The sequence below is a fragment of the Listeria cornellensis FSL F6-0969 genome, from assembly GCF_000525855.1.
GTDB lineage: Bacteria > Bacillota > Bacilli > Lactobacillales > Listeriaceae > Listeria_A > Listeria_A cornellensis.
The window spans coordinates 35,548-60,888 of the sequence record NZ_AODE01000017.1 but is presented as its reverse complement, the minus strand read 5'-3'; the positions used below and the strand labels follow the sequence as shown (position 1 = coordinate 60,888).

Here is a 25,341-nt window from a genome sequence, read left to right as displayed (position 1 = left end):
ATATACAGCCAATCAAGAGTAAAACATTTGCGGATAAGCTAAGAGGTGAGGATTTTATTCTTGTAAAACAAGTGTTAGATTATGCGCTCGCGTTGGACTTTTAAATGTGGATACAAAAAATCAATAGTAGACGTGATCAGAATTTACTGGTTGCGTCTCTTTTTTTAGGTTTCCTTGACATGGGTACCAGTTGATTTTTAATATGGTTTATATTCCGGTTTTTTGATTGTATCCAAATTATAATTGTGACTAAAAAAACATAATTATCTATCCCGCACACGAAGTATTGTATTTTTTTTGTTTTGGTAAATGATATGATTTTATGTAGTGTTATTACAAGAATAAGAGGAGGAAGTAAAATAATGATGATTAAAAAAATGGGGATTGCAACTGCGGCATTCGTAATGTGTGCTAGTTTACCAATCCAGACACATGCTATGAGCACAGAAACTCCACAAAATTATACCATGAAAGCAGAACAGAAAATAGCAGAGTACAATTTGGGGAATTCTGCTACGCTTTTAAAAGGAAGCGGTGCTACAAATGTAACTAGCCTTAAACAGCAACCGGCAGAAGTGATAAAACTGATTAATGGTAGTTTTGAAGACCCAGCTATCTCAACTACTAGTCGCACGTTTGACGCTTCGCTAGTTCCTGGATGGGAAACGACTGCAACGGATAATAATATTGAATTCCAAAAAAAATTATGAGGGAGTGAAGGCGGCTGATGGAGATCAATACGCTGAGCTAAATGCAACAATGATTTCTGCACTTTATCAAGATATAGAGACGACGCCAGGAACAAAAATTCGTTGGAAGGTATCTCATCGTGGTCGCGACGGGGTTGATACAGCAGAAGTGAGATTTGGAGCTCCAGGTCAATCGCTAGAATTGATGACTACAATGTCTACAGATAACAAGGCTTGGAAGGAATATCAAGGAACATATACAATTCCAGAAGGTCAAACAACAACTAGATTTGAATTCAAAGCAATTAGTTCAACGGGAGGCGACTTAACGCGTGGTAATTATTTAGATAATATTGTTTTCTCTTCTCCGTCAAACTTAAATGTAGAAGATTCATTTAGCCAGCCAACTGTGAAAAAAGGAAAACAAGTAGATTACCTTGTTAATGTAACGAATAATGGTGGAATGGTAGCGGAGAACGTTAATTTAGCAATTCCACTTCCAAAAGAATTAGATTATATTCCAGACACAGTGACCGTAAATGGTGTGACGACTTCTGATGTACTTTACGACGCGGCCTCCCATTCATTAACTGTGAGTGTAGCTAGTATTTCAGACGGTAGTACTGCAAAAATAAGTGTTGGATTAAAAGGCATTACAGAAACAGCTTCTGCACAGACAAGTGTTGCCACAAGCTACTATGATTTAGGTTTTACAGATCAGAGATACGATGCCAATACAGCGAATGCAAGTGTTGCAGTTATCAAGAATGAAGTACCTGTAATAGCCGCATCAGATAAAAATTTGAAAATAGGAACTGCCTTCAATCCGTTAACAGATGTAAGCGCGAATGATCCAGAAGATGGTGATGTAACAAGCAAAATTACAGTGACCGCAAATGACGTCGATACAAGCAAGATAGGCACATACCACGTAACCTATAGTGTAACGGACTCGGATGGCAATACTACAACGAAAACAATTACGGTGACAGTATCAAGTAATAACGCACCAACCATTGTTGCAACAGACAAAACAATGAAAAAAGGTGTGAGTTTTAATCCATTAGTAGGTGTCAGTGCAAGTGACACAGAAGATGGTGATGTAACAAGCAAAATTACAGTGACCTCGAATGACGTTGACACAAGCAGAGTTGGAACGTACCACGTAACCTACAGCGTGACGGATTCCGATGGTAATACAACAACGAAAACGATCACAGTAACCGTGACAAGCAATGATGCCCCAACAATTATCGCAACAGATAAGACAATGAAAAAAGGAGCAGCCTTCAATCCACTAACAGGAGTAAGCGCAAGTGATGTGGAAGATGGTGACATGACGAGCAAAATCACGATTACAGCGAACGATGTTAACACGGCGAAAGTAGGAACGTATCACGTAACCTACAGCGTGACGGATTCCGATGGCAATACAACAGCGAAAACGATCACAGTAACCGTGACAAGCAATGATGCTCCAACAATTACCGCAACAGATAAAACAATGAAAAAAGGAAGAACCTTCAATCCATATACGGACGTGACAGCCAATGATACCGAAGATGGCGACTTGTCTCTAGCAGTATCCGTGATTGCGAATGACGTGAATACCAATCAAGAAGGAATGTACCATGTGACTTACAGTGTGACGGATTCGGATGGCAACACGACCACAAAAACAATCACGGTAACGGTGACAAGTAATAATGCACCCGTGATTCAAGCGAGCAATATCACAATGCGTGTCCATCAAGCTTTCGATGTGAGAGCTGCTGTGACCGCAACGGATACTGAAGATGGCAACCTGACGAATAAAATCCAAGTCACTGCCAATGACGTTAACATTGATAAAGCCGGCGTCTATCATGTGACCTACAGTGTGACGGATTCGGATGGCAACACGACTAAGAAAACAATCACGGTGACTGTTCTCACCAATGACGCACCTATTTTGACGACAAGTGATGTGTATTTGAAAGTAGGTGATACGTTTGAACCGTTAACTGGTATTACGGCGAGCGATCTCGAAGACGGCAACGTGACAAGTAAAATCAAGGTGATGAGTAACACGGTCGATATGACACAAGCAGGGACATATAGTGTGACTTACAGTGTGACTGATTCCGACAACAACACAACAACGATTAAACGTCATGTTTATGTCCGCACGAACGACAAGCCAGAAATCCACGCGAGCGATCAAACCTTCAAAGCGGGTTACGCGTATGATGCAATGCAAGGCGTATCTGCCAGTGACACAGAAGATGGCGACGTCACAAGCAAGGTGAAGGTTACTGCCAATGATGTCGATGCCTCTAAAGCAGGGACATATCATGTGACCTACAGCGTGACAGACAGCGACGGCAACACGACGGAACAAACTGTCACGATTACTGTGCTAACGAATGAGAAACCAGTGATCACGGCGAGCGACATTACACAAAAAGCGCATCGTGCCCTCGATCCAATGACTGGCGTGAGTGCGAACGACCTGGAGGATGGCGATGTGACCGCGAACGTGAAAGTCGTTGCGAATGACGTTAACATCGATGTGCCAGGAGAATACCACATCACGTATAGCGTCCTCGATTCGGACGGAAACACGACGGAAAAAACGATCATGGTAACAATCCTAAGTAACGATGCACCAGAGATCCAAGGACAAGATAGCAGTTTCAAAGCTGGACGTGCCTTCAATCCAATGGCAGGAATAACAGCAACGGATACCGAAGATGGCGATGTGACCGCGAACATACAAATCATCGCGAACGATGTGAATCCAGATGTAGCTGGCGTCTATCACGTGACTTATAGTATCACGGACTCGGATGGCAATACCACAGAGCAAACCTACACGGTGACTGTGCTGACAAATGAGAAACCAGTGATTCATGCGAGTGATCAAGCGTTAGCGTTTGGTCAAGCCTTTGATCCAATGGCAGGCGTGAGCGCAGAAGATTTAGAAGATGGCGACTTGACGAGCCACATTACGATTGTGTCGAATGATGTCAACACGCAAGTGCCAGGAATCTACCACGTGACCTACAGCGTCATTGATTCTGACGGAAACGAAACACAATACACGATTACGGTCCTTGTCGGTGCACAACCAATCGCACCAGTAGATCCGGTGGTTCCAGTAGATACGGTAAAACCAGTAGCACCCGTGCACATGATAGTACAACCAGAACCGACAAAAACGGTGCAAGCCGTGACGCCAATCAAAGACTTACCAAAAACAGGCGATACGGATAACACGAAAACTCTTGTATTTGGCGGATTTTTAGCCGCACTCGGCGCGTTATTCTTGCGTCGTAAGAAATAAGAAGACACAATAAAACCCCCTCGATTTTTTCTGTGAGAAAATCGAGGGGGTTTAACTTATTTTATCATTCTGGTATGTGTATATCAGAATTTGGATAAAGACAGCACTCATTTTCACATTTTCAATCGAGATGGTGCAGCTGGTTCAGAATCTTTTATACCAAGCAATCCCGCATTCTATCGACGCGGATGATCTCATATTTAGTACGACAGGCGTGCATGATTGGGTTCGCGATGTTTTACGTCTGCAAGCCTCTTTTTCGGAAATGGAGTGTATATGACTTTGAGGAAGGTGAAAAATGCTGAAAAAAATATTATTGATTATTGGAATATTGTTAACAGGTTTACTTGTCTATATGGGTGTTTTATGGATAAAAAATTGTATGGCCTATTGAGGACACTTCGCTAAAAAAACGAGGGGATTGGAAAACTAACTATCGGAATGGATGAATCGTATATTAGACATTACTATCCCGAATTTGCAATTGCGAACGAGGATGAAGGGAATGTATATTATTTCGATGATAAAGACAGTTTTATTGTGACGACAGATTCTAAAACTAAAAAAATTGTATGTATGGAGCTCCGGGATAAGGTTGATGGACAAAATTTTACGACAAAAAAAGGAATCGGCATTGGCAGTAGTTTTGTGGACGTTCAGCGGGAATATGGGGCTAACTATAGAAAGAAAAGTACGGAGATATATGGCGACCTGGTTGAATTTCAGGACTCTAACACGAATCAAAAGATAGGTTTTGGAATGGATTATGAAAATGATAAAGTAACGGTTGTCGTGCTGTATGATTATGAAAAATATAAATTTCCGTATTAAACATCACAAACAAATTCTATATGCATATGCATATAGATATGTTATAATGAACTTGGAAAAGATATTCATGATTTACCCAAAGCGAAGCCCCCATCTCGGGTAAGGAGATGGGGGCTTCTTTCTTGGTTAGCAAACCGTCTACGGGTTCTTTTTTCTTGCGTCGTGTCTCTAACCAGTGATTGAAGACTGCAAGGACACAACCAACAATGACCGGCGCAAGAATTGTGGTGAAGATATTCATAATCTACCCTCCTTCCCTAGATGCTGTTCTCGTCTCTAGAGGTAGACGGCTCTTTAAGTATAGCATGTTGAGAGGTCTACATTTTTGGACTTCATCACAATTTTTTGAAAGCCCACAATAAAAAAAATTGGAATGCCCAATCACACTAGGCATTCCAATCTTCATTTATAATCCTTCCCCATTCGATAATGCCTGCCGATCTTCGGAATCACGAACTCTTCTCCAACCGAATAAAACCCCATTTTCTCATAAAATCCAGTCGCTATCACGCGCGCATTACACCAGAGTAAATCCGCATCACGTCGCGTCAGCTCTTCCTCCGCAAATACAATCACAGCTTTTCCAAGCCCGCGCAATCGTGCGTTGGAATCGCTCGCCATGCCGCGTAAACGATACTGTTTTTCGCCTTCAAAATGGCTGTCTGATTCTTCGTAAAAACTCCCAATTGCAACTAGCTTTCCGTCGTCATCAAACACCCCAACATGAAACGTCGCCCGATCCTCATCTCCCGGGTAGACAAGTGCCTCCACTGGGTGATCTGGAATTAGCACGCGGTGGCGCAAATCGTGCGTTTGGGTGGCTTCTATAAACCGTGTTTCCATCTATACCATTCCCTCTCTCAAAAGCAAGTTACTTGGAATGATTGTACCCAATTTTGCGCGATTTGGCAACGATTATTGTGAGATTTTCGCGAATTCTGCGTCGCGCAAGGCTACGCGTCGAACTTTTCCAGAATCGGTTTTTGGCAAATTTTCTACGAATTCAATGCGTCGTGGATATTTATACGGTGCCGTGTGTTCTTTCGTGAAGTTCTGCAACTCTTTCACAAGTACGGAATCCCCAACAAACCCATCTTTCAAAACGATAAACGCCTTCACAACCGTGCCGCGAATCTCATCTGGACTCGCCACAACAGCGACTTCCTTCACGCTCGGATGGTTCGTCAACGCATCTTCCACCTCAAACGGCCCAATCGTATAACCCGAACTAATAATAATATCGTCATTTCGACCTTGGAACCAGTAATAATCGTCCTCATCACGGTACGCGCGGTCACCGGACACGAAATAATCGCCGCGAATCGCTTTTTCCAGACGCTCAGGTTCTTTGTAATATTCCTGGAATAGCGCAGGGAAATCTTTGCGCATCGCGATATCGCCAATTTCGCCGACATCAACAGGCTGGCCATTTTCATCAATAATCGCCATGTACTCCGGCATAATCGGCTTGCCCATCGAACCCGGACGAATTGGAAACTCTACAAGCGTCCCAATCAGAAGCGTGCTCTCCGTCTGGCCATAACCATCGCGAACCTTAATGTCAAAATTGTCTTGGAAAACTGTGATTACTTCGCGGTTCAGCGGCTCACCAGCAGAAACGGCGCTGCGCAAATCGCTCAAATCATACGCATCCAAGTGATCCGCCTTCGCCATCAAACGGTATTCCGTCGGCGTACAACAAAGCACGTTAATCTTCTTATCTTGCAAAAGTTCCAACTGTTTCGCGGGACGAAAACGACCGCTATAAATGAAACCCGTCGCGCCTTTACCGAGGACAGACAAGAACGGCGACCAAACCCACTTTTGCCAGCCAGGCCCAGCCGTTGCCCAAACCGTGTCACTCTCGTGAATATCCAACCAATGGTCCGCTGCGATCCGAATATGCGCGTAACCCCAACCGTGCACGTGCACCACGCCCTTCGGATTCCCCGTTGTGCCTGACGTAAAGGCCAGCAAACATGGGTCATCCTTATGCGTCGCTACCTTCTCAAATTGCGTCGATGCCACTTCAACCAACCGCTCATAACCCAGCCAACCGTCAAGCGCGCGGTCCGCCCCAACAACAATCCGCGTCACGACACTTGGCGCGTCCACAATCTTATCAAACTCCGCCGTACAACTCACGTCCGCAATCACAGCTTTCACGTTCGCATGATGAATCCGATACTCCAAATCATGCGCCTTTAAAAGCTCCGAGCTGGGATAATAATCGCGCCAGTCAGCCAAATCCCCATATAAACCGCGTATGTCTCAAGCAAGCGCGGCATCATTACAATCACGTGGTCGCCTTTTCCAATGCCAGCATCCTTCATCACATTCGCAAACCCGTTCGCCTGCTCCAACAAATGATGATAAGACCATTCCTTCACGTCCCCAGCCTCATTCTGCCAAATCAGCGCTGTCTTTTCCGAGTCAAATTGTGCAATCTCATCGGTAATATTATAAAATTCAGGGGCAATTAAATTTTCTGATTTCATTTCGTAACATCTCCTTGGTTTAGGTTCGTTTTTTGTTCTTACGTGGATTGCGGGTGGGTGTCTTTGAGATCTTGTTTAGCGAGCTTCAGGCGCTAGCCTCTCGAAAATTTCGTGGCCTCCGCAAAAGTCAAAAGAGGACTTTTACTGCGCCCCCTAACAATTTTTTTTCGAGGCTAACGAGCGCCTTCAGCATCTTGTTTAGCGAGCTTCAGGCGCTAGCCTCTCGAAAATTTCGTGACCTCCGTAAAAACCAAAAGAAGGTTTTCACTGCGCCCTCTAACAATTTTTGTCGGGTCTAACGGGCTTCTTCAGCATCTTTGTGACCTAGTACTAATACATGGTACTACACGAATCTAATCAAAGCAAATAAAAGGCACAAACCGCATACCTATGCTAAAATGAAGAAGATATTGAAAGGGGAAACATCCATGCAAAAAGAAATCTACATGCGTGAGGCCTTACTTGAAGCCGAAAAAGCACGCGAAAAAGGGGAAGTCCCGATCGGCGCGGTTGTCGTACTTAACGGTGAAATCATCGGACGCGCGCATAATCTCCGCGAAACGACGAAAAACGCCGTCACGCATGCCGAAATCCTAGCCATCCAAGACGCCTGCAAAAACCAAGACGCTTGGCGACTTGAAGGCGCGGAGCTATACGTCACGCTCGAACCTTGTCCGATGTGCAGCGGTGCGATTCTACTCTCCCGTATTGGCACAGTTTACTACGGAGCCGCCGATCCAAAAGCGGGAACAGCAGGAACGCTCATGAATTTACTTCAAGATCCGCGCTTCAATCACCAATGCGAGGTGGAATCAGGAATTCTAGTCGATGAATGCGGTGCCATCTTAACGAACTTTTTCCGAGATCTGCGCGCGAAGAAAAAACAGCAAAAGAAGCCTTAATACCTATTTTAATGCAATTAACATCCATTATGATGTTTTATGTGAAAAAATGCGCAATAAACTGATGCCACTCAACGGAGCCACCCGACTCATTTCGAGCCTCCACGTTTTCCCTTATGAAAATAGAACCAAAAGAACTAAACAAATCTAGGGCAAAATGAGATAGAATAAGAACTAGGTAAAACTTATTCTAATTATCCGAAGATGCGAAAGAAACCCGTTAGCCTCGACAAAATTTGTTAGCGTGGATGAACGAATAATCGCTTCACTCTTACTCATATTGATAATCTAAGGAATCCGAGAACGCTTCCTAAGACTATCAACAATTTCGAGAGGGTGGTTTCTGTAGCTCGCTATGCATGCCGGTTTATGTGAGAAAATAGACAAAGCCTGAAAATAGAAACTTTTCACGGTAAACAGGGGATTTTCACATGTTTATTTTCCTATAAAATCATTTGTGAATTAAAACACAAGAAACCGTAACAGTATTCGCAGTTTTTCACAATCGATTAACGTGTATAGTATACAATCGGCAAATTATGATAACGCTAAACAAAAGGGTTAAACGCCCAAATAACACAAAAGGAGGAAAAAAGGTGGATAAGCTTTTCTTAGCTAGACTTCAATTCGGATCAACAACCGTTTTCCATTTCTTATTTGTACCACTTTCTATTGGACTTGTATTTATGGTTGCTCTTATGGAAACGTTGTATGTTGTGAAGAAAAAAGAAATCTATAAAAAAATGTCGAAGTTTTGGGGACACTTGTTCTTAATTAACTTCGCGGTAGGGGTAGTAACAGGGATTATTCAGGAATTCCAATTCGGGATGAACTGGTCGGATTATTCGAGATTTGTAGGGGACGTATTTGGGGCACCACTTGCCATTGAGGCGTTGCTTGCCTTCTTTATGGAATCAACATTTATCGGACTTTGGATCTTCGGTTGGGACCGGTTAAACAAGAAATTACATTTAATGTGTATTTGGCTTGTTGCACTTGGAACAGTTTTCTCCGCGTTCTGGATTTTAGCGGCGAATTCATTCATGCAACATCCAGTAGGGTTCCAAGAAATTAATGGTCGTGCGGAAATGAACGATTTCTGGGCGCTTATTACGAATGGACAGTTACTTGTGGAGTTCCCACATGTTATCTTTGGTGCGTTCGCGACGGGGGCCTTCTTTGTAGCTGGGGTCAGTGCGTACAAATTACTTAAAAAGCAAGATGTGGACTTTTTCCGAAAATCGTTCCAGATTGCGCTCGTTCTCGTTATTATCGGTGGTTTTGGTACGGCCTTCAGTGGTCACCAACAAGCGCAATATCTTGTTAAAACGCAACCGATGAAAATGGCGGCGACGGAAGGGATTTGGGAGGATACAGCCGATCCGGCACCGTGGACGATGATTGCGGGGATTGATGTTGATAATCAGAAAAACACGTGGGAAGTCAATATTCCATACGCGTTAAGTTTCCTTTCTTACTCGACGTTCTCTGGTAGCGTGCAAGGTATGAAATCGCTACAGGCCGAGTATCAAGAGAAGTATAAGGATCGTTTCGGGGCGGATATGAACTACATTCCACCAGTTAAAACATCATTCTGGAGCTTCCGGATTATGGTGCTTTCAGGGATGTTAATGATTATGTTTGGCTTGTGGGGAGCTTTCCTTGCATGGCGCAAAAAATTAACCACTTCAAAACTGTATCTACGTCTGATGATTCCGATGATTGCTTTCCCATTCATCGCGAACTCGATGGGGTGGATCATGACGGAAGTTGGGCGTCAACCGTGGGTAGTGTTTGGCTACATGTCAACGGCGGACGGAGTTTCACCGAACGTCTCGGCAGGCGCGATATTATTCTCGCTCATTGCGTTTTCAGCGATTTATTTAGCGCTCGCGATAGTGCTTGTATGGCTATTTATTCGTGAAATTAAGGCTGGACCATTTGCGCATGATCACGACGATAAAAAAGGTAAGAAAACGCCTGCGTCTGTCGATCCATTTGATTTGAAGGGGGCGAAATAAGATGGAATTAAACGAACTGTGGTTCCTTTTAGTTGCTGTACTTTTCATCGGCTTCTTCTTCTTGGAAGGTTTTGACTTCGGGGTTGGGATGTCGACACGTTTTGTGGCTCGGAATGATTTGGAGCGTCGTGTTTTAATTAATACGATTGGACCGTTCTGGGATGCGAATGAGGTTTGGTTGCTGACGGCTGGGGGCGCGATTTTTGCGGCGTTTCCTAACTGGTATGCGACGATGTTTAGTGGTTATTATATTCCACTTGTGTTCTTCTTGCTGGCGCTTATTGGCCGTGGTGTTTCGTTTGAATTCCGCGGGAAACATGATACAAAAGCTTGGGTGAAGACGTGGGATTGGGTTATTTTTATCGGTAGTATTTTGCCGCCGTTCTTGCTTGGCGTCTTGTTCTCGTCACTTGTTGCGGGGATGCCGATTAATAGTGAAATGAATATGAATGCTGGTTTCTTTGATTATATTACGCCGTTCTCGCTTATGGGTGGGTTGACGGTGACTTTGATTTGTTACTTCCACGGTTTGCTGTTTATTACACTTCGTACGCATGATGATCTTCGTGAACGTGCGACTCGGATTGCAAAACGGATGTGGTTTGTAACGGTTCCTGTCCTCGCGATTTTCGTCGTGATGGCGTTCTTCTACACGGATATTTTCCAAGCTCGTCCGATTTTGTTGCCGATTATGATTGGCGCGACGGTCGTGTTCTACGTGATCTCTGCGCTTGCTCTTTGGAAGGGGCGCGAAGGTTGGGCGTTTGCCTTTAGTGGACTTGGAATTGTTGGAACAATCGGTGCAATTTTTGCAGGATTATTCCCGCGTGTGATGGTCAGTTCGACTAGCGCGTTGTATGATTTAACGATTCATAATGCAGCATCCGGCGATTATTCGCTAAAAGTAATGACAATCGTGGCTCTGACGCTTTTGCCGTTTGTACTAGGTTATCAAATCTGGAGCTATTATGTGTTCCGCAAGCGTGTATCCAGTAAGGAGAAAATGACGTACTGATGGGTAGAGATTTATTGAAATACCAAGGTATAAAACCGATCCTTGCCGTGCTAGCCGTCCTGACAGTTGTTCAGGGCGCGGCTATCATCGCGATGGCAAGATACTTAGCAACTGCGATTACGACGCTCTTTCACGGGGATCCGTGGGGTGACGCGCTGTTCGATTTAGGCCTCTTTGCGGGGGCTTATCTTGTACGGCATTTTTTGAATGTATGGAAACGCAAAATTGTGTATGATTATGCTGCAAAAACGGGGACGGCAATGCGTGAGGCGCTGCTTTCGAAACTGTTTCTACTTGGGCCGCGTTTTACGAGTGCGGAAGGAACGGGGAAAGTCGTGACGATGGTCATGGAGGGTGTCGCTGATTTTCGTCGTTATTTGGAGCTGTTTTTGCCGAAATTGATGAATATGTCGATTATTCCGGTGATGATTTTAATCTACGTATTTATAGAAGACACGACGTCGGGCACGATTCTGATTTTGACGTTGCCGATTTTGATTCTGTTTTTGATTATGATTGGATTGGCAACGAAGGCGAGTGCGGATCGCCAGTTTGAGACGCATCGGGTGTTGTCGAACCATTTTGTGGATTCGCTTAAGGGGCTCGAGACGTTGAAGTATTTGGGGATTAGTCGCGCGCACGAGGGGAATATTGCGAAGGTGAGTGAGGATTACCGGAAGGCGACGATGGGGACTTTGCGGATGGCGTTTTTGTCTTCGTTTGCGCTGGACTTCTTTACGATGCTTTCGGTCGCGACGGTGGCGGTGTTTCTGGGCTTAGGCTTGATTGAGTCCACGATGATTTTGCCGATTGCGCTCGGGATACTTATTTTAGCGCCGGAGTACTTTTTGCCGGTTCGGGAGGTTGGCTCGGATTATCACGCGACGCTGGATGGGCAAGAGGCTGGACGCGTGATTCAGGAGATTATTGATAAGGACGTGACGGTGGTCGCGACGGATCAAGCGTTGGAATTTGATGCGAATACGTCGTTTACTTTGCAAAATGTGACGGTGCAACATCAGCCGGATTCGAAGGCGTCGCTTGATGCGGCTAATTTTACGGTGACTGGTTTTGAGAAAATCGGGATTATTGGTGCCACGGGGGCTGGGAAGTCGACGATGATCGATGTTTTGAGTGGCTTTTTGGAACCGACGGATGGTGCGTTTTTGTGGAATAATGAGGAGCGTGTGCAATTGCGTGATGCGGCTTGGCAGAGTCAGGTGACATATATCCCGCAACATCCTTATTTGTTCCATGAAACGGTACGTGAGAATATTCGTTTTTATGCGCCGGATAGTGATGACCGGGAAGTGGAATGGGCGGCTGATGCGGCGGGCTTGCGCGATTTAGTGGCGGAGCTTGATGCGGGTTATGATACGCTTGTTGGTGAGGCTGGTCGTGTGCTGAGTGGTGGTCAGGAGCAGCGGATTGCGATTGCACGGGCTTTTCTTAGTAATCGCCGGATTGTGTTGATGGATGAGCCGACTGCGCATTTGGATATTGAGACGGAGTATGAGTTGAAGCAGCCGATGCTTGATTTGTTCACGGATCGTCTTGTCTTTTTTGCAACGCATCGTTTGCATTGGATGCTTGAAATGGACCGGATTATCGTGCTGGATCATGGCGCGATTGTGGAAGTTGGTACGCACGCGGAGTTGCTCGCGAAAAATGGCTTTTATGCGAAATTAATCAAAGCCCAATTGGAGGAGATCTGATGATAAAAAGTAGCTGGATTGGGCCGTATATTAAACAAAATCGGATGCTTTTCCTCTGGGTTATTTTGCTTGGTTTGCTGACGGTGTTTTCAACGGGAGCGTTGATGTTTACGTCGGGGTATTTGATTTCGACGGCAGCGACGATTCCGGAGACGATTTTATTGATTTATGTGCCGATCGTTGGGGTTCGGGCATTTGGAATCATGCGTGCGGTGTCACGATATATTGAACGTTTGGCGAGTCATTCGCTCGTTTTGCGGATTTTGGCGAAAATGCGTGTTCGCTTATATCGAATCATTGAACCGCAAGCTTTGTTGATGCGTTCGCGTTACCGGACAGGAGATATTTTGGGGCTTTTGTCGGACGATATCGAGCATTTGCAAAATTATTATTTGACGACGCTGCTTCCGAATATTGTGGCGATGGTTTTATATGGCGGAATTGTGATTTCACTCGGCGTCTTTTCGATTCCGTTTGCGATTTTATTTTTCGCGTATATTGCGCTTCTTGTGCTTGTGATGCCTTGGGTTTCGTTACTTTACGCGCGTGGGAAAAATGCGTACATGAAGCAGGAACGGAATAAATTGTATCAAAAATTCACGGATGCGGTGTTCGGGATTAGCGACTGGATGTTCAGTGGTCGTGAAAAAGGCTTTATCGAGGATTATGAGGCGGATGAGAAATTGATGCTTGCCACTGAGACAAAACAGGCGCGCTTTGCGACGTTGCGGGATTTTGTTGGGCAACTGATTATTGGGGTTATGGTACTTTCGATGGTTTATTGGACGAATCGGCAGGTTGTGGATGGCGTTTTTGAACCGACATTTATTGCGGCGTTTGTGTTGGCGATTTTGGCGTTGTCGGAGAGTTTTATTCCGGTGAGTAATGCGGTCAGTGATGGCTCGCTTTACAAGGATTCGATTGCGCGTTTGGAGGAAATCGAGGACGCGGAACTTCTGACTTGGGAAGAGGAGGGCGCGCTTGAAAAAATCGCCATCAATACGGAAAATGTGACTTTACGTACGGAAAAACTGACTTTTGGTTACACGGATTCAAAACCTGTTTTGCGAGACTTGGATTTTGAGTTGAATCAAGGCGAGAAGGTCGCGATTTTAGGACGTAGTGGTACGGGGAAATCGACATTTTTGAAATTAGTGCAGGGAGCCTTGGCGCCGACATCGGGTTCGGTTACGTTGAATGGTGATGATGTGGCAAAACTTCGCCCGCAGATTTCGGAGATGATTTCGATGTTGAATCAGAAGGCGCATTTGTTTAATACGACGGTGCTGAACAATATTCGGATGGGGAATCAGGATGCAACGGACGAGGACGTTGCGGAGGTTGCGAAACAGGTGAAGCTGCACGACTTCATCATGAGCATGCCGGATGGGTATCATACGCAGATGACGGAGATGGGTGCGCGTTTTTCGGGTGGGGAACGTCAACGGATTGCGCTGGCTCGGATTTTGTTGCAGGATACGCCGATTGTTGTGCTAGATGAGCCGACAGTTGGGCTTGATCCGATTACGGAGAAGGAATTGCTCGGCACGATTTTTGAGACGCTGCAAGGGAAGTCGCTCGTTTGGGTGACGCATCATCTTGTTGGTGTGGAGAAAATGGATCGGGTATTGTTCTTGGAAAATGGCGACGTGATTATGGACGGAACGCATCAGGAATTGTTGCAGAAAGAAGAACGTTATCGTCATTTGTATGAATTAGATCGCCCGATTAAGCTGTGACTAATGTAATGAAAAGTGATGTTTTATACGTTAATAAAGACCTGTTTTGTCACAATTTAGACACAAACAGGTCTTTTTGTGTGGCATAATGTTACTTTATATGTTAGTGTTTTAACTGTAGTGAAGTTTTGAACATAATTGAACTTGTCTGAAATGATAACGATATTGAAAATTCTGCTTTTTAATTTCGAGTTGTAGTACTCGTTTTTATACACATCTTGGAGTAACTCGCATTTTGTTTTTTCATCTAAGAGTTGGGATGAAGGCGCATGTGGGAACCCTAATTTCATCAGGATAAGGCACGGACCATAGTTGTGCAATTTTGTTAGAAAAGGGGAAAATAGAGATGAAGAAGGCAGTTATTTTTGTTGTGTTGTTTATGTTGATCGGGTTTAATGTGGTGTCCGCGATTCCGGTGAGTTCGGCGAATGTAGAGCGGGAATTTATTCAGGATGTGACGGTGAAAAATAGTCAAGGTTTAGAGGAGAATGAAAATGCGCCGCCTATGGAAGTGGTGTATGATTGGGATTCTGGTGTGGATGGGATGAAGGTTGGGACGGAGATTGGAATTGATATTCCTGAGGGGCTCGCTGTGAGTGATGGAACGGTGGATTTTGTGGGGCGATATGGAAGCGTTTACGGGGAAGTGACTTTGGATGGGGATAAGTCGCGTGGGGAATTGGAGATAACGGAGGATATTCCGGCTCATGTGATGGGTAGTTTTCAGTTGTCGGCGGAGAGGCCGAGATTGAAAAGTGCTATTACTGCGCCGATTTTGACGGAAGTGGCTTTGACGGATGCGAGTGGAAAGACTTTTACGGAGGAGAATCGGCCGACTGTTGATTCGGTGGCGCATGTTGCGTTTGAATGGGCTTTGCCGGATGCGTTGAATGCGAAAAGTGGGGATACGTATTCGTTTGCGTTGCCGGATATTTTTAAGTTATACTCGGTGGTGAATGGGACGCTCGGCGATTATGGGACATTTGTTGCGGGGACGGACGGGACGGTGACGATGACGTTTAACGAAAATGTGGAGACGGATTCGGGCGTTGCGGGGACGTTGCAGTTTAATACGCGATTTGATGCGGTTAAGGAGAATACGCTGACGGAGCAGAAGATTGTGTTCCCGGTCGTGGAGTCGCAGAGTATCGATGTGCATTTTGTTGCGGCTGGTGCGCAGAAGGTGATGGCGAAGTCGGGAACGGTGGATCAGGCGTATGAGCGAGTCAGATTGACTGGAAGGTTCGTGTGAATGAGAAGCAGGAAGTGTTGCGGGACGCTGTTTTGAAGGATGCGATTCCAGCGGGGCTTCGGTTGGATATGGAGAGCATTGCGGTTTATAAATTGGATGTGTTTACGAATGGGGACGTAAAAATTGGCGGGCTGGCTGATAAGTCGGAGTATACTATTTCGAAAAATCAGAACGATGAGCTGGAGATTGCGTTTTTAGATGGTTCGACGGCTGGCTATGAGGTTCGGTACACGACGCTGATTGAGGATGTGAGCAAGGTTCAGTTTGTGAATACGGCGGATTTTGTGACATCGGGGAAACCTACGAGCGCGACAGGTACGGTGACGGTGGAGCGTGGGGAGCATTTGACGAAGCATGGTGTTTTTGATGCGAAAACTGGTCGGGTGACGTGGACGGTTGGTTTTAATTTTGATGGTGCGGATGTGGCGAAGGAGGATGCGGTGCTGCATGATTTGTTTGACGCGACGCATCGATTGGTGGATGGCTCGGTCGTTGTACGGCACGCGAATGTTGACGGGAATGGTGTGGTGACGCAGGGGGATGTGCTGGCGGCGACGGATTATTCGGTGATTCCGCAGAAGAACGCGACGCAGAACGGATTTGATTTGCAGTTTGCGGATGGGGTGAAGACGGCTTATCAGGTGACGTATGAGACGGAGCTTGTGGACTCCGATGCTGATGTGAGTAGTGTGGTAAACCGTGTTGGGACGGTGGATACGCCCGAGAAAATAGCGACGGTGAGTACGGCGGCGCAGAGTATTACGAAGCGTTTGGTTGACGCAGATTATCATTCGAAAACAATGAAGTGGGAGCAACGAGTGAATGTGCATAACTATGCGTTGGATAATGTGGTGGTTCGGGATAGTTTTGCTTCGGGGGGGGATGGAACTCCTTGGTGATACGTTGAAATTGGTGGATTGCGATAATGGAAATGCTGTGCTAGTCGATGGTGAGGATTATGCATGGACGGCGAATAAGGACGGTTTTACGATTACACTTTTGAATAGTTATGCCAGACAGATGACGCATGAACTTGTCCTGACGTATGAGACTAGTTTCCAATTAGGTGACGCGACAGCTTTCAAAAATGATGCGTTATTGGAGTGGGAAACAACAGGTGGTGGAAAGAAGACGAGTAGTGATTCGGTGACGACACAACCAGATTATTACACGCAAAAAAAATGGTTTTAAGCTTGGAAGTTATGATGCAAAAAATAAAGAGATTACATGGGAAATCGGTTTTAATTACAATTTATTAACGATTGCAGCCCCAATTTTGAAGGATGTAATTCCGAGTAATCAGACGTTGCTTGTGGACTCGGTGGAAGTGCATAAAATGGTGTTGGGCAAGGAGGCGTATAATTATTCAGATGGCGGGCTTGTAGATCCGAATGAATATACACTGGATACGAGTAATAATACGGTGACGATTATGTTTAAAGACGGTATTTCGGAAGGATATTACGCGACGTTTAAGACTAGTTTGGACGGACAGTTGGTGTCTTCGTACTATTTGAATGACGCGACGCTTTTTGATGGGGACAAAGATGTAGCTAACTTGGATGGCTTTGTGATTATTCCAAACGGTGGCAGTTATGTTGGTAAAACGGGGGTTCAGGACGGGGAAAATATTCACTGGAAGGCTACAGTGAACGCGGGCCAATCCACGATATCGAATGCAAAAATTGCGGATACGCCGAGCGAGAATCAAGTGTTGCTTCCGGATTCTGTTCGGGTGTATGATACGACGATGACATCCAGTGGGAATTTTGCGAAAGGTGCGGAGTTAATAGTGGATAAGGATTATACACTTGCTATTCATAATGACGGCGAAACTGGGAAGCAATCTTTCGAGATTGCGTTTAGCGACACAATTTCAACGACTTATTTAGTGGAATATGATACGTTCATCGATGCGGCGGATAATGAGATTGTCAGAAATAATATTCGATTGACTGGCGATAATATCACGACGGAGCCAACGCAGGCAACGACGGAAGTCCAAGTCCGATTTTCTGATGGTTCTGGTGGTGCGTCTGGTGAACGCGGAAATTTGATGCTGCATAAGGCGGATGGAAACTCGAAGCGAGCGTTGGCGGGGGCTGAGTTTGGCCTGTACAACAAGGATGGGAGCGTATTATTGCGGACAGCGACATCAGATTCGTCTGGGGACATCACATTTGGGTCTTTGCGTTATGGCGACTATGTGGTGAAGGAACTAAGCGCGCCAACGGGTTACTTTAAATCGGCTAGCTCGGAGGCAGGTATCGCGGTGACACTGAACTCGAAAAATCAGGATTTGAGGGTTGAAAATGAGGCATTTATTGGCGAGGTAAAGCTGACTAAATATGAAAAAGGCACGACGCAACGCTTGGTGGATGCAACGTTTAGCTTGATGCAGGGCGAGGAGGTCATCCAAGCAGATTTGAAAACGGATGAAAATGGTGAACTCGTTGTGCGTGATTTGGAACCTGGGGAGTACAGTTTTGTAGAGACAGCTGCACCGGAAGGTTATCAAATCAACGAGGAACCGCAAAACTTCACGATTAGTGAGAAGCAGAATGCACCGGTGAATGTCACGATGGAGGATGAGTTGATCCTTGGGACGTTAATTATCACGAAACAGGATCAAACGACAAAAATGCCACTGTCTGGCGCGGTGTTTGATTTGATAGATAGTGATGGGAATATTGTGAAATCGGACGTTGTTAGTGATTTTGAAGGAAAGTTAGAAATTGCTGATTTGCCGATTGGGGAGTATAAACTGTTGGAAACACAAGCGCCGATGGATTATGTTCGTGGTGAGTTAGCTATTCCAATTACGATTTCCAAAGCCACCTCTGAGCGAAATGTTTACTATGAAGTGGTGAATAACGAGCTGGCTAAAGGTGGAGTTATGTTGACGAAAACGGATAGCGTGAATGAGCAGAGACACTTAGCGGGGGCTGTTTTTGATTTGAAAGATTCTGATGGAAATGTGATTCAAGCCGATTTAGTGACGGACGCTTTGGGCCAATTTATTGTGTCGGATTTAGTGCCAGGCGACTATAGTTTCGTTGAGACCGCAGCGCCCGCTGGTTACAAATTAGATACGACACCGATTCCTTTTTCCATCGTGAAATCGCAGCTAGAATTCGTCAGTATTGAGGTGAGTAATGTGATTTTGGATGGGCCAGAGGAATTGCCGAAACCGCCAGCGCCGAATGTGCCGGAGGAAGAAACGGTGCCACCAGGTGGAGAAACGCCGCGAGGAATCATAATGCCAAATGGTGCGTCGTTGCAGGCGGTCACAGCAAACTATATGGTAAAGCCGATCGATAGCCAAGCATTATCAAGGTTGGAAGAAGCGGATACTAATCAGAAATGGTCTGCGCCACGTTTACCGACGACAGGTGATACTCGAAATGAGCCTTTAATATGGATTGGCTGGGGACTTATTTTGATGAGTGGGGTATATTTGAGTAGGCGCCAAAAATAATGTAATAGGAAATGTGCTCTCATGCATGACCGGTTAGTTCCGCTGATGTATGGGAGTTTTTTTTAAAAAAGAAAGGCTTTACATTGCCAATATTTTTTTTATATAATAAAGGTACTTAATTAAGTATTTTAAATAAATGATGAGCTGGTGAAGTAGATGGAAAATAAGCATGTCGTAAAAGCGGCGAATTTGAATAAAATCAGAAGTATTTTGTTTAAATATGGATCGGCGACAAAGGCGAAATTAGCAACTGAATCGGACATAAGCACAGTCACAGTCAACGGTCTGGTCAAAGAACTTGTGGAGGCTGGCGAGTTTATCGGCGGAGAATTGATCCATCCCAAAATCGGTCGACCGTCTGTGCACTATCATTTCAACTATGATTTGGAGCACTATCTCTTAATTTCAATCCAAGAAACCGCTGGAAAATTACATATTGTGGCCCATGTTGTGAATATGCGCGGTGATATCCAAATAACGCGAAATCAGCCGATGGAAGTTGTGAAAATGAGTGCGATTATCGATGTTGTGACGGAAATACTTGCTCAAAAACTGGCAATCACGAATATCGCAATCTCGATTCCAGGTAAAAAAATCGGTTCCGAAATCGCAGTGAGCTGGCACGATGCACTCGATGGCTGGGATTTAGAATCAGAAATAAGCGGTCGGTTCGACATTCCCGTCCTGATTGAAAACGATGCCAATCTAGCAACGGTGGGCTATTGCAAAGCGGTGGAGATTCCTGATCGCGATTATGTGGTTGGTATTTATTATTTGCCGATGAGCATGCCGGGCGCGAGTCTTTTCCACAATAACGGGCTTTTCAGAGGACAGGATGGTTTGGCTGGTGAAATTCGTTATTTGCCGCAGCTTATTGGTCAAGAATTGCCTCGGTCGTTCGAGGAATCGGTGCAGAATTTGATGGATATCCTCTGTATTTACAACAGCCTCCTTGCGCCACATACGTTTGTGATTCATATGCAAGGTTTGAGTCAGCAGGAATTGGAAAAAAGGATTTTAGAAAATGGTGTTTTGCAGGAACAGCCAAATAAGCCGAACTTTCATTGTGCAGCTTCGTTTGATAAAGATGTGATGAAGGGTCTGGAATGGCTAGCGATGGCGCATTTAGTGTTTATGAATCTGAAATAATAGGGAGTTGGGAACGGGTGAGAGACTTGCTGACTGTACAAAAAAAAAGAATATCGGCGGCAATTTCAGGTGAAATGGTGGTTTTCGATGAATAGTTTGTATATGATTGCTCTGAATCAAGAGGTCGATTATTTCACGATTGTGCCGATTAGACGAATTTTAGCGACGTGTGAAGTAGCGGGAACGGATACACTGGACTTTTCAGATGCGGGTTTTAAGTACAGCATTATAAATAGAGAATTAGTGGAGAAAATAAGAAATATGGGGGTAGGAGCATGATTAAATTAGTGATTACGGATATGGATGGGACGTTTTTGGATAGTAAGGGCGAGTATAATCGCGAGTTTTATCAGGAAATCAAGGACTTGATGATACAGAAAAATGTGGCGTTCGCAGCCTGTACTGGGAAGCAATGTGACCGTGTCGAGCAACTTTTTGGACCTGAAAATACGGAAGATTTGTGGATTTTAGGTGATAGTGCGGCGCGAATTAAGCGTAACGGGGAGTTTGTGTATGAGTCGCTGATTAAGAATAAACTGGGGCTCGAGATGATTGCAAAATTGGAAGCTTTTCGTCTGGATTATGTGATTATTGCGTGTACGTCGACGGGTGCGATTGTGAAGGATACGGTGCCTGATGCGATTTTTAATCGGATGAAGCATTCTTACTCGGAGTTGCGTCGAGTAGCAGATTTTAGCGAAATTGATGTTGATTTTGTGAAAATTTCTGTGTATGATGCGAAAGAGGATAGTTTTCATACGCGCACGCAGTTGGCTGATTTTTTTGATAAGGCGTATATCGTTGCTTCGGAGGGCGCTTGGATTGATATTTCGGATGTTGGCGTGCATAAAGGAACTACGGTGGCGAGGTTGCAGGAGATTCTTGGTGTGACACACGCGGAAACGATGGTTTTCGGCGATGGGCTGAATGATTTGGAGCTGATGGAGGCTGGACTTTACAGTTTTGCGATGCGGAATGGTTTTCCTGAAACGAAGGCAGCGGCTAATTTTATTGCGAGGTCAAATGATGAGGACGCGGTATTGCACACGATAAAACAGATGTTAACGTTGCAGTAAACCGAGAGAAAAGGGAGTTTTTATGGAGAAAAAGTGGTATTATGCGATATTAGTTATTTTTACGACGTGTGGATTTAGTTTCTCGAGCTGGATTTCACGAACGCCGGAATTGCGGGATGCATTGCACGCGACGACGGGGACGATGGGGATTATTTTGCTCGGATTGTCGATGGGTTCGATTCTAGGATTGGTGCTCGCCAACGTATTTGTTCGGGCGCGTGGCGGTAGATTTGCGATTATGACGAGTGCATTTTTTATGTTTAGTGGTTTCATTGCGCTTTCGATTGGTGCGCTCGTCGCAAGCCAAATCGTGGTTTTCGCGGCGCTATTCATTTTTGGAATGGGCGCTGGGATGTGTAATGTCGCCATGAATTTAGAAGGAACGGAGATTGAATACCGGATCAAAAAGACGATTTTGCCAGTGTTGCATGCGGCGTTTAGTATTGGAACGCTTGTGGGAGCAGGAGTCGGAGCGATTTGCATCAAGTTAGGCATCTCAGTCAGCCTGCATTTGACGATTGTGGCGTGTTTATTGTTCGCGCTTCTGATGATTTCGACGCGATTCGTGCCGGCGGGAATTGGTAAGGATTCGGCGGCGGATAAGAAGGCGAATGCGGAAGAAAGCGCTGCGGACAAGCGTTTGTGGCTAAATAAACGGACGGTGGCGCTGGCGATTATGGCGCTCTGTCTCGCGTTTGTCGAAGGCTCGGCGAATGATTGGATTCCGCTCGCGATGGTAGATGGCTACAATGTTTCGCATAGTTTTAGTACTGTGATTTATGGTGTTTTCCTGACCGGCATGATTAGTGGGCGTTTGGTGAGTGGCCGCCTAATCGATACGTATGGCCGCGTGTTGCTACTCCGCATCGCCGTGGCACTCGCTGCAATCGGCTTACTTCTAGTCATCCTGAAAATTTCGATTGTGTTGTGCGTCATCGCTATATTCCTGTGGGGACTGGGCGCTTCGCTCGGATTCCCAATGACAATCTCCGCTGCTGGGGATGAGAGTCAGTACGCGGTGAAACGAGTGAGTTTGGTGACGCTGGCAGGCTACGGCGCATCGCTTGCAGGGCCACCGTTGCTTGGATTCTTGGCGAACTATTTTGGTTTGCTGAATGCGTTTATTTTCGTACTTATCGCGATTTGTGTGGCAGGATTGTTTACGAGTAATGTTGCAAAAATCCGCCAGACATCATAAAAATACCCCGATTTCTCAAAGATTTAATCTGAGAAATCGGGGTATTTTTCGTTAACTTATTGAATAGTTTGTGTGGATGTGTAAAGAACTTTACCAGTTGTGTCTAAAGCTTTTACTTTATAGTATTTTACTCCTTTTAAATTATAAATGCTTCTGATGAAACTCCAAATGTTCGTCGATAAAACTCGCGATGAAATAATAGCTGTGATCGTAGCCAGCTTGCATGCGTAGCGTCATTGGATAGCCTTTTTCAGTTGCAATATCGGATAATTTCTCAGGTTGCAACTGCATAACAAAGAAACCATCACCAGTCCCCTGATCAATCAAAATCGGGATTTGTTTGCCATCATATTCCGCCAACAACTTCGTCGCATCCCATTCCGGCCAACTCTCCCGATCCGTGCCCAAATACGCATCAAACGCTTTAACACCCCACGGAACCTCCATCGGATTCACAATCGGCGCAAAAGTCGAAATCGAGCGGAAGCGTCCCGTGTTGCGCAAACCAATGACCAGCGCGCCATGTCCACCCATCGAATGTCCCATAATCGACTCCGGACCAGTCAAACCAAAAGTATCCCGCGCAATCTCCGTAAGCTCCGTCACGATATAATCATACATCCGAAAATTCCTCGCCCAAGGTTCCTGCGTCGCGTTCACATAAAAACCAGCACCTTGACCCAAATCCCAGTCTGCGCTATCCGCAACATCATCCCCACGAGGACTCGTATCCGGCATCAACATCGCCAAACCAAGTTCCGCGGCCTTTTTCTGCGCCCCAGCCTTATGCGTAAAATTATCATCCGTACACGTCAAGCCCGAAAGCCACCAAACGAGCGGCGGCGTCTCAAATTTCTCCTTGTTCGGCAAAAATAAGCTGAACGTCATGTTGCAACCGAGAACCGTCGAATAATGGCGGTATTTCAACTGAACACCATCAAAACTCTTATGTTCCTCAAGCAACTCCAGTTTTTCAGTCATACGAAAGCACCGTCCGAATCGATTCACCATTGTGCAACAAGTCAAACGCCTCGTTAATGCTCGCAAACGGCAAGTTATGCGTAATAAACGGGTCAAGCTTTATCTCGCCCTTCATCGCTTGCTCCACCATACCTGGCAACTCACTACGCCCTTTCACACCACCAAAAGCCGAACCGCGCCAAACACGACCCGTCACGAGTTGGAATGGACGCGTACTAATCTCTTTTCCAGCACCAGCCACGCCAATAATCACGCTCTCGCCCCAGCCTTTATGGCAACATTCCAGCGCCGAACGCATCACATCCGTATTCCCAATACACTCAAAACTAAAGTCCACGCCACCATTTGTCATCTCGACAATCACTTCTTGAATCGGCCGCGCATGATCTTTCGGATTCACAAAGTCCGTCGCGCCCATCTCTTTTGCCAGCGTAAATTTATCCGGGTTCATATCAATCGCGATAATGCGGCTAGCACGAGCCTGCACCGCGCCTTGAATCACGGCCAAACCAATCGCCCCAAGTCCAAAAACGGCAACTGTATCACCAGCTTGAACTTTCGCCGTATTGTGAACCGCGCCAATCCCCGTCGTTACGCCACAACCTAGCAAACACGCTTTTTCAAGAGGTGCCTCCGGGTTAATTTTTGCAAGCGAAATCTCTGGAATAACCGTATATTCACTGAACGTGCTCGTGCCCATATAATGATAAATTGGCTCGCCGTTATAAGAAAAACGCGTCGTTCCATCCGGCATCAGACCTTTCCCTTGCGTCTCGCGAACCGCCTGACAGAGATTCGTTTTCCCAGACGTACAATATTCACACTCGCCACATTCGGCCGTGTAAAGCGGAATCACATGATCGCCAACCGCAACACTTGTCACGCCTTCTCCAATTTCGATGACAATACCGCCGCCTTCATGCCCTAAAACCGCTGGGAAAACGCCTTCAGGATCATCACCAGAAAGCGTATAAGCATCCGTGTGACAAACCGCCGTATCTGTAATTTTAACCAAAACTTCTCCTTTTTTCGGAGCCTCTACGTCAATTTCAACGATTTCCAGAGGTTTTCCAGGCGCAAAGGCCACTGCTGCACGTGATTTCATATATTATCTTCCTTTCGCAATTGCTATTTTTAGCATACAGGTTAAGTATACTACAAGGCGCGGCGGGATAACAAAGATGCGGTTCGCTATACCGAAACGGAAGGGCGGTGAGCAAAGATGCCCTCCACTACTTTATATTTTAGATTGAAAATGCTGTTTTGTCAGGAATAAGTATAACTAGTTTAGAAAGTAGGGAATGGAAAAATGAGAAAGAACATGATTAAAAAGATTATTGCACTTGTTTTCAATGAATATCTTTTTGTTACTAACGGTTTGATTAGACAATGAAAGGAAAGACACGCGGATTTCAAGGGCTAAACCTTGACTCCGCTTTTTTTTATCGTTATAATTGGGGACAAATGAGGAA

General features: G+C 45.4%; 20 protein-coding genes and 1 pseudogene. 16 read left to right on the top strand and 5 right to left on the bottom strand.

Going from position 1 to position 25,341, the window contains the following annotated elements; genetic code table 11:
- Nucleotides 1-362 precede the first annotated feature (362 nt).
- The 3 genes from PCORN_RS07385 to PCORN_RS07370 all read left to right on the top strand — a co-directional run bounded on the left by PCORN_RS07385 (nt 363) and on the right by PCORN_RS07370 (nt 4,845).
- Nucleotides 363-710: a hypothetical protein gene (locus tag PCORN_RS07385; RefSeq protein WP_036078970.1), complete on the top strand. Its 348-nt coding sequence runs from the start codon at nt 363-365 to the stop codon at nt 708-710.
- Entirely contained in the window at nt 688-4,014 is a 3,327-nt protein-coding gene (locus PCORN_RS17230) for an immunoglobulin-like domain-containing protein (RefSeq protein ID WP_051999319.1), read from the top strand. The genes PCORN_RS07385 and PCORN_RS17230 overlap by 23 nt, the downstream gene beginning before the upstream one ends.
- 441 nt (nt 4,015-4,455) lie before the next feature.
- Nucleotides 4,456-4,845 carry a hypothetical protein gene (locus tag PCORN_RS07370; RefSeq protein ID WP_036078966.1) on the top strand — a complete coding sequence of 130 codons (390 nt, stop codon included), beginning with the start codon at nt 4,456-4,458 and terminating at the stop codon, nt 4,843-4,845.
- Between the two features lie 16 nt (nt 4,846-4,861).
- Here PCORN_RS07370 and PCORN_RS21255 read toward each other — a convergent pair whose 3' ends face one another.
- The 3 genes and pseudogenes from PCORN_RS21255 to PCORN_RS07355 all read right to left on the bottom strand — a co-directional run bounded on the left by PCORN_RS21255 (nt 4,862) and on the right by PCORN_RS07355 (nt 7,343).
- On the bottom strand, nt 4,862-5,086 hold the full coding sequence (locus PCORN_RS21255; protein WP_036078964.1) for a type I toxin-antitoxin system Fst family toxin: 225 nt from the start codon (nt 5,084-5,086) through the stop codon (nt 4,862-4,864).
- A gap of 161 nt (nt 5,087-5,247) precedes the next feature.
- On the bottom strand, nt 5,248-5,688 hold the full coding sequence (locus tag PCORN_RS07360; protein WP_036078962.1) for a GNAT family N-acetyltransferase: 441 nt from the start codon (nt 5,686-5,688) through the stop codon (nt 5,248-5,250).
- A 72-nt stretch (nt 5,689-5,760) separates the two neighbouring features.
- A pseudogene (locus tag PCORN_RS07355) lies at nt 5,761-7,343 on the bottom strand (acetate--CoA ligase).
- A gap of 428 nt (nt 7,344-7,771) precedes the next feature.
- Here PCORN_RS07355 and tadA point away from each other — a divergent pair.
- From tadA to PCORN_RS07290, 13 genes are all read left to right on the top strand, one after another.
- Nucleotides 7,772-8,245, top strand: a complete 474-nt coding sequence (tadA, locus tag PCORN_RS07350; RefSeq protein WP_036078960.1) for a tRNA adenosine(34) deaminase TadA — start codon at nt 7,772-7,774, stop codon at nt 8,243-8,245.
- 596 nt (nt 8,246-8,841) lie between these two features.
- Nucleotides 8,842-10,266, top strand: coding sequence for a cytochrome ubiquinol oxidase subunit I (locus PCORN_RS07345; protein ID WP_036078959.1), 1,425 nt, complete (start codon nt 8,842-8,844; stop codon nt 10,264-10,266).
- Between the two features lies 1 nt (nt 10,267).
- Complete coding sequence (gene cydB / locus PCORN_RS07340) at nt 10,268-11,281, top strand: cytochrome d ubiquinol oxidase subunit II (protein WP_036078957.1); 1,014 nt, start codon at nt 10,268-10,270, stop codon at nt 11,279-11,281.
- Nucleotides 11,281-12,996 carry a thiol reductant ABC exporter subunit CydD gene (cydD, locus tag PCORN_RS07335; protein ID WP_036078955.1) on the top strand — a complete coding sequence of 572 codons (1,716 nt, stop codon included), beginning with the start codon at nt 11,281-11,283 and terminating at the stop codon, nt 12,994-12,996. Before cydB ends, cydD begins: the two co-directional genes overlap by 1 nt.
- Nucleotides 12,996-14,735 (top strand): thiol reductant ABC exporter subunit CydC, encoded by a 1,740-nt coding sequence (cydC, locus tag PCORN_RS07330; protein WP_036078952.1) that lies wholly within the window; start codon nt 12,996-12,998, stop codon nt 14,733-14,735. Before cydD ends, cydC begins: the two co-directional genes overlap by 1 nt.
- A 346-nt stretch (nt 14,736-15,081) precedes the next feature.
- On the top strand, nt 15,082-15,987 hold the full coding sequence (locus tag PCORN_RS07325) for an Ig-like domain-containing protein (RefSeq protein ID WP_036078950.1): 906 nt from the start codon (nt 15,082-15,084) through the stop codon (nt 15,985-15,987).
- Nucleotides 15,984-16,886, top strand: a complete 903-nt coding sequence (locus PCORN_RS07320) for a collagen binding domain-containing protein (RefSeq protein WP_036078948.1) — start codon at nt 15,984-15,986, stop codon at nt 16,884-16,886. The genes PCORN_RS07325 and PCORN_RS07320 overlap by 4 nt, the downstream gene beginning before the upstream one ends.
- On the top strand, nt 16,870-17,178 hold the full coding sequence (locus PCORN_RS07315; protein ID WP_036078946.1) for a hypothetical protein: 309 nt from the start codon (nt 16,870-16,872) through the stop codon (nt 17,176-17,178). The genes PCORN_RS07320 and PCORN_RS07315 overlap by 17 nt, the downstream gene beginning before the upstream one ends.
- Nucleotides 17,150-19,465: a SpaA isopeptide-forming pilin-related protein gene (locus PCORN_RS07310; protein WP_338151764.1), complete on the top strand. Its 2,316-nt coding sequence runs from the start codon at nt 17,150-17,152 to the stop codon at nt 19,463-19,465. Before PCORN_RS07315 ends, PCORN_RS07310 begins: the two co-directional genes overlap by 29 nt.
- Nucleotides 19,466-19,621: 156 nt before the next feature.
- Nucleotides 19,622-20,614 (top strand): ROK family protein, encoded by a 993-nt coding sequence (locus tag PCORN_RS07305; RefSeq protein WP_036078942.1) that lies wholly within the window; start codon nt 19,622-19,624, stop codon nt 20,612-20,614.
- Nucleotides 20,615-20,701: 87 nt separating this feature from the next.
- A complete protein-coding gene (locus PCORN_RS07300; protein ID WP_036078940.1) occupies nt 20,702-20,893 on the top strand; it encodes a hypothetical protein in 192 nt (63 codons plus the stop codon).
- Entirely contained in the window at nt 20,890-21,690 is an 801-nt protein-coding gene (locus tag PCORN_RS07295) for an HAD-IIB family hydrolase (protein WP_036078938.1), read from the top strand. Before PCORN_RS07300 ends, PCORN_RS07295 begins: the two co-directional genes overlap by 4 nt.
- 22 nt (nt 21,691-21,712) lie before the next feature.
- On the top strand, nt 21,713-22,888 hold the full coding sequence (locus tag PCORN_RS07290; protein ID WP_036078936.1) for an MFS transporter: 1,176 nt from the start codon (nt 21,713-21,715) through the stop codon (nt 22,886-22,888).
- A 141-nt stretch (nt 22,889-23,029) separates the two neighbouring features.
- Here PCORN_RS07290 and fghA read toward each other — a convergent pair whose 3' ends face one another.
- Both fghA and PCORN_RS07280 read right to left on the bottom strand, forming a co-directional pair.
- Entirely contained in the window at nt 23,030-23,869 is an 840-nt protein-coding gene (gene fghA / locus PCORN_RS07285) for an S-formylglutathione hydrolase (protein WP_036078933.1), read from the bottom strand.
- The gene (locus PCORN_RS07280) at nt 23,862-24,974 is read right to left on the bottom strand and encodes an S-(hydroxymethyl)glutathione dehydrogenase/class III alcohol dehydrogenase (protein ID WP_036078931.1); all 1,113 of its coding nucleotides are present in this window, start codon (nt 24,972-24,974) and stop codon (nt 23,862-23,864) included. Before PCORN_RS07280 ends, fghA begins: the two co-directional genes overlap by 8 nt.
- Between the last annotated feature and the right edge of the window lie 367 nt (nt 24,975-25,341).